This is a genomic window from Streptomyces sp. Ru73 (assembly GCF_002920575.1).
Lineage (GTDB): Bacteria > Actinomycetota > Actinomycetes > Streptomycetales > Streptomycetaceae > Streptomyces.
The window spans coordinates 1-5,124 of record NZ_PQSQ01000180.1; the positions used below are offsets into that span (position 1 = coordinate 1).

At 73.5% G+C, this 5,124-nt stretch carries 7 protein-coding genes; 3 read left to right on the plus strand and 4 right to left on the minus strand.

From position 1 onward, the window contains the following. Nucleotides 1–411: 411 nt before the first annotated feature. Entirely contained in the window at nt 412–876 is a 465-nt protein-coding gene (locus C3486_RS36020) for a hypothetical protein (RefSeq protein WP_374936969.1), read from the plus strand. Between the two features lie 57 nt (nt 877–933). Here C3486_RS36020 and C3486_RS36025 read toward each other — a convergent pair whose 3' ends face one another. Next, nucleotides 934–1,539, minus strand: coding sequence for a nucleoside triphosphate pyrophosphatase (locus tag C3486_RS36025; RefSeq protein WP_103837073.1), 606 nt, complete (start codon nt 1,537–1,539; stop codon nt 934–936). 280 nt (nt 1,540–1,819) lie between these two features. Here C3486_RS36025 and C3486_RS36030 point away from each other — a divergent pair, with 280 nt between their 5' ends. Then, a complete protein-coding gene (locus C3486_RS36030; protein WP_103837069.1) occupies nt 1,820–2,716 on the plus strand; it encodes a hypothetical protein in 897 nt (298 codons plus the stop codon). Beyond that, nucleotides 2,713–3,972: a fumarylacetoacetase gene (gene fahA, locus C3486_RS36035; RefSeq protein ID WP_103837070.1), complete on the plus strand. Its 1,260-nt coding sequence runs from the start codon at nt 2,713–2,715 to the stop codon at nt 3,970–3,972. The genes C3486_RS36030 and fahA overlap by 4 nt, the downstream gene beginning before the upstream one ends. On the opposite strand, the gene mmpB is transcribed toward fahA, so the two are convergent. The 3 genes from mmpB to C3486_RS36050 form a co-directional block, all read right to left on the minus strand. After that, nucleotides 3,943–4,074, minus strand: coding sequence for a morphogenic membrane protein MmpB (gene mmpB, locus C3486_RS38455; RefSeq protein ID WP_258053201.1), 132 nt, complete (start codon nt 4,072–4,074; stop codon nt 3,943–3,945). The two genes, fahA and mmpB, sit on opposite strands and share 30 nt — an antisense overlap. Nucleotides 4,075–4,194: 120 nt before the next feature. Continuing rightward, complete coding sequence (locus C3486_RS36045) at nt 4,195–4,401, minus strand: acyl-CoA carboxylase epsilon subunit (protein ID WP_103837072.1); 207 nt, start codon at nt 4,399–4,401, stop codon at nt 4,195–4,197. A 35-nt stretch (nt 4,402–4,436) separates the two neighbouring features. Next, nucleotides 4,437–5,124: acyl-CoA carboxylase subunit beta (locus C3486_RS36050; RefSeq protein ID WP_308461294.1), on the minus strand; the 688-nt coding region annotated here is incomplete at its 5' end.

A 5,124-nucleotide genomic window follows, 5' to 3' on the forward strand; every position in this document is an offset into this window, starting at 1 on the left:
CGCACGATGGCTCCCTCCTCGAAACAAGCTGAGTTTAGGGACTGACGACACCACGTGCCGAGTCGCCTCAAGGGGTGAGCTTCCCCACAAGGCGCCTCCGTCCGACGTCGGCCACTCGCCGAAGTCCCCTGCATTCCCAGGGTATGCCCGGAAGTTCGGAGGCACGATCGAGGTTCGGTGTGGGCAAGGTCTCGGTCCGCTCGACTCCCGAACGGCGCCGTTTCTTTGTGGGGTTCCTACTAATGGCGGAACAAAACTTTGCCGGGTGGGTGTCGGGTGCGGCGCACGGGAGGACCGGCTGCCGCACGCCCCTTGTCCTGGCCATTACCCAGCAGTAGCGTGCACCCGTCTTCTGTACTCGCGGTAACAGGCGCGCGCACGCGCCGGACTCAGCGGAAGTGGGTGGGCACGGTGGCGGCACGCAGACCGGTGGCGGCGGTGACGGCCGTGGTCCTCGTCCTCGAAGCGGCCGGCATCGTGCTGCTCAACTGGGTACTGAGCATCTTCGTCGACCGGCAGCAGATGTCGATGGCGGGCCTGGAGTCCCGCGCGATGTCGGCGGGTGCCTGGGCCGGCGGCCTCGTCTTCGGCCTGTACCTGCTGCTCTGCGCCTTCTTCGCGATGCGCTGCGCGGTCCGGGACCGGGTGCCCGGCACCTTCGCGCGCATCGTGCTGATCAGCTGTGCGGTGATCCACGGCGTGGTCGGCGCGTTCACCGTCGGCCTGGTCGGCTGGGCCGCCTTCGTCGGTGCGATGGCCGTCCTCGGCCTGCTCATCTTCACGTTGCTGGCCTACGCCCCGGAGAAGGCCGTTCCGGCGTCCGCCGGGACGCCCGAAGGGGGCGCGCCGGGCGCTGAGCCGACCCCGGCGGCGTAGCCCGCACCGGACGGCGCGGGCCACGCCCGGACGTCCAGGCCGCGTACCGCGTCCGCGTCACGCCCACAGGTCGGTCAGCTGTACGTCCAGGTCGGCCAGGAGGCGGCGGAGGAGCGGCAGGGAGAGGCCGATGACGTTGCCGGGGTCGCCGTCGATGCCGTCGATGAACGGGGCCGAGCGCCCGTCGAGCGTGAACGCGCCCGCCACGTGCAGCGGTTCGCCGCTCGCCACGTAGGCAGCGATCTCCGCGTCGGACGGTTCGCCGAAGCGGACGGTGGTCGCCGCGGTCGCCGAGACGCGGCGGCCGTTCCGCGTGTCGATGACGCAGTGCCCGGTCCGCAGCACGCCGGAGCGGCCGCGCATCGCCTTCCAGCGCGCGGTGGCGTCCTCGGCGTCGGCCGGCTTGCCCAGCGCGCGCCCGTCCAGGTCGAGCACCGAGTCGCAGCCGACGACCAGCGCCCCGGCGGCCTCCTCGCGCCGGGCCACGGCGTCGGCCTTGGCCTCGGCCAGTACGCGGGCCAGCTCGTCCGGGGTCTCCGCGGTGATCGCGTCCTCGTCCACGCCGCTGACGACGACGTCGGGGGCCAGCCCTGCCTGGCGCAGCAGGCCGAGGCGGGCGGGGGACTGGGAGGCGAGCACGAGGCGGCGGGGCTGTTCGGTCATGCGGGTCATCGTAGGCGGCGGGCGGGGCGTGTCCGCAGCCGGCGTCCGGGGCCGCCCGGCGGTCTCTTGACAGCCGTTCGGGCTGCGGCCACAGTGCAGTGGCACGTTCGGATAACAGACAGCAGTGTCCGTTATTCGGACGAGCGTCACCGGCACCGCCGTCCTCACGGTGCCCCGTACGGCGCGGAGTTGCCCCGCGCGGGGCGCTGTCCCGCTGGACACGCGCGGGCGCGGGTATGCGTGGACGTGGGCAGGCCACGGACCTCAGGAGGCGTGAGCGATGAGCACATCCGCGTTGTACGAACGGCTCGTGGACGATGCCGGGCTCTTCCCGCCCACGCAGCTGGAGATGGCGGCGGCCGTCGGCCGGCACCGGGCGGACGCGGCGGCCGGCGATCCGGTGCTCAGCCACCGGTTCCTCTGCCCGGCGGCCCGGCTGCCGGAGCTGACGGCGGAGCTGGCCGAGGCGGACCGCTTCGAGGTGGGGCTGATCAGCCCGCTGGAGTGGGGAACGCTGGTGGACGCGCACCGCAGGATCGCGGCCGAGGGCCGGCTGCGGCTGGTCGCCCTGGAGGGCCCGCTGCCGGCCGCGCCGGACCTGGTGACCGGCGTCCGGCAGGCCGCCGACGCGCTGAAGAACCTGCCGTACGGGCCGCCGCCGGGCTTCCCGCAGCACGTCGAGGTCCCGCTCACCGAGGGCTGGGAGGCGGCGCTGGACGAGCTGGTGGCGGCCGGGCTCGCCGCCAAGGTGCGCTGCGGCGGCGTACGCGCCGAACTCTTCCCGGCGGTCGGGGACCTGGCGGCGTTCGTGTGCGCGTGCGTGCGCCGGGGACTGCCGTTCAAGGCGACCGCCGGGCTGCACCACGCCGTGCGGTACCGCGACGCGCGCACCGGCTTCACCCACCACGGCTTCCTCAACCTGCTGCTGGCGGCGTGCCGGGCGGCGGACGGCGCGGCGGCCGACGGCGTCGAGGCGGTACTGCGCTCCACCGATCCCGTCGCGCTGGCCGCCGAGGCCCGCGCGGTGACCCCGGCGCTCGCCGCGCGCACCCGCGCGGTGTTCACCGGGTACGGCTCGTGCAGCACCAGCGAGCCGCTGGCAGACCTGCGGGCGCTCGGCCTGACCGGCGCGCGCCCGCGTTCGAAGACCCCGACCGACAGGGAGCTGGACGCATGACGACCCGATCCTGGGTGCCCGTACCGGAGCACTCCGACTTCCCCGTGCAGAACCTGCCGTACGGGATCTTCTCGCGGGAGGACGGGACCGGAGCGCCGCCGCGCGCGGGCGTGGCGATCGGCGACCACGTACTGGACCTGTCGCGGCTGGGGGCCGCCGGGCTGCCGTACGCCGAGGACTTCGCGGCGCCGACGCTCAATCCGTTCATGGCGCGCGGCCGGGAGGCGTGGCGGGCGGTGCGGGCGCACCTGACGGAGCTGCTGACGGACGAGCGGCACCGTGCGGCGGTGGAGCCGCACCTCGTCCCGCGGGACGAGGTGACCCTGCATCTGCCGTTCGAGGTCGCCGACTACGTGGACTTCTACGCGTCGGAGCACCATGCGTCCAACCTCGGCCGGGTGTTCCGGCCGAACCAGCCGCCGCTGATGCCCAACTGGAGGCATCTCCCGGTCGGTTACCACGGCCGGGCCGGGACCGTGGTGGTCTCCGGGACGCCGGTCGTGCGGCCGTGCGGGCAGCGCAAGGCACCGGACGCCGAGGCGCCCGGCTTCGGTCCCTCGGTGCGGCTGGACATCGAGGCCGAGGTGGGCTTCGTCGTGGGCACGCCGTCGGAGCTGGGGCGCCCGGTGTCCACAGCGGACTTCGCCGAGCACGTCTTCGGCGTGGTGCTGGTCAACGACTGGAGCGCGCGGGACATCCAGGCGTGGGAGTACGTGCCGCTCGGCCCGTTCCTCGGCAAGTCCTTCGCGACGTCCGTCTCGCCCTGGGTGGTGCCGCTGGACGCGCTGGCCGAGGCGCGGGTCGCGCCGCCGGCCCAGGACCCCGAGCCGCTGCCGTATCTGCGCGAGGACGAGCCGTGGGGGCTGGACCTGGCCATGGAGGTGGAGTGCAACGGCACGGTGCTCTCCCGGCCGCCGTTCCGCACCATGTACTGGACGGCGGCGCAGATGCTCGCGCACATGACGGTCAACGGCGCCAGCCTGCGCACCGGTGACTTCTACGCCTCGGGCACGGTCTCGGGCCCGGCGCCGGACGAGCGGGGCTCGTTCCTGGAGCTGGGCTGGAACGGCACCGAACCGGTCAAGCTCGCCGACGGCTCCACCCGGGCCTATCTGGCCGACGGCGACACGGTCACGCTGCGCGCGACGGCGCCGGGACGGGACGGGGTGCGCATCGGCTTCGGCGAGGTCAGCGGCACGGTCGAGCCGGCACGCGCGGCGGCCGGGTCAGCCGGACCAGCCGAGCAGGAGCAGTAGCAGCACCGAGGCGACCGCCAGCACGATGCCGGCCCGACGGAGCATGGCTTCCGCTTTGCGCAGCTCCTCGGAGGGATCGTCGGGCGGATCGGACCACAGCATGCTTCCGATCCTGCGCCCGGTACCGGCCGCGGCGCCTGAGTACGCGTACTCAAGCGCCGCGGTGAACCGTGGCCGCCGGGCGTCCACCCGGCGGCCACCAGAGGTATTCCGGCCGTTTCGTCAGCGCGGCCAGAAACTGGTCCGCCAGGCGCGCGGGCCCGGGTGCGGAATCCGCCGCGGGACGAGGGACGCCGGGTCGGACCACTCCTCGCCCTGCTCCGGGCCGCCGGGCGCGGCGGCAGCGGCGGCCGCCGCGCGGGCTTGCACCACCGCGACTGCGGCGGCCAGCTCCTCGGGTGTCGGGTTGCCCCGTACGACCTTGATCACCGTCAGCCTCCTCTGTTCCGGGGGACGTGCGCGTCCTACAGCGGGATGTTGCCGTGCTTCTTCGGGGGCAGCTGCTCGCGCTTGTTGCGCAGCGTGCGCAGGCCGCGGACGATGTGCCGGCGGGTCTCGGACGGCATGATCACCGCGTCCACGTACCCGCGCTCGGCCGCCGCATACGGGTTGAGGAGGGTGTCCTCGTACTCCCGGATCAGCTCCTGGCGGCGGGCCTCCTGCGCGGCCGGGTCCTCGATCGCGGCCAGGGTCCGGCGGTGCAGGATGTTGACCGCGCCCTGCGCGCCCATCACCGCGATCTGCGCGGTCGGCCAGGCCAGGTTCAGATCCGCGCCCAGGTGCTTGGAGCCCATCACGTCGTACGCGCCGCCGAAGGCCTTGCGGGTGATGACCGTGATCAGCGGCACCGTCGCCTCGGCGTAGGCGTAGATCAGCTTCGCGCCGCGGCGGATGATGCCGTCCCACTCCTGGTCCGTGCCCGGCAGGAAGCCGGGCACGTCCACGAAGGTGAGCACCGGGATGTTGTAGGCGTCGCAGGTGCGCACGAACCGGGCGGCCTTCTCGGAGGCCTTGATGTCCAGGGTGCCGGCGAACTGCATCGGCTGGTTGGCCACGATGCCCACCGAATGGCCCTCCACCCGGCCGTAGCCGGTGACCATGTTCGGCGCGTACAGCGCCTGCACCTCCAAGAACTCCCCGTCGTCCAGCACG

Excerpts from the sequence above, each read along its gene's own strand:
- C3486_RS36025 (WP_103837073.1), bottom strand. The coding sequence starts at position 1,539 with ATGACCGAACAGCCCCGCCGCCTCGTGCTCGCCTCCCAGTCCCCCGCC.
- C3486_RS36030 (WP_103837069.1), top strand. The coding sequence starts at position 1,820 with ATGAGCACATCCGCGTTGTACGAACGGCTCGTGGACGATGCCGGGCTC.
- fahA (WP_103837070.1), top strand. The coding sequence starts at position 2,713 with ATGACGACCCGATCCTGGGTGCCCGTACCGGAGCACTCCGACTTCCCC.
- mmpB (WP_258053201.1), bottom strand. The coding sequence starts at position 4,074 with ATGCTGTGGTCCGATCCGCCCGACGATCCCTCCGAGGAGCTGCGCAAA.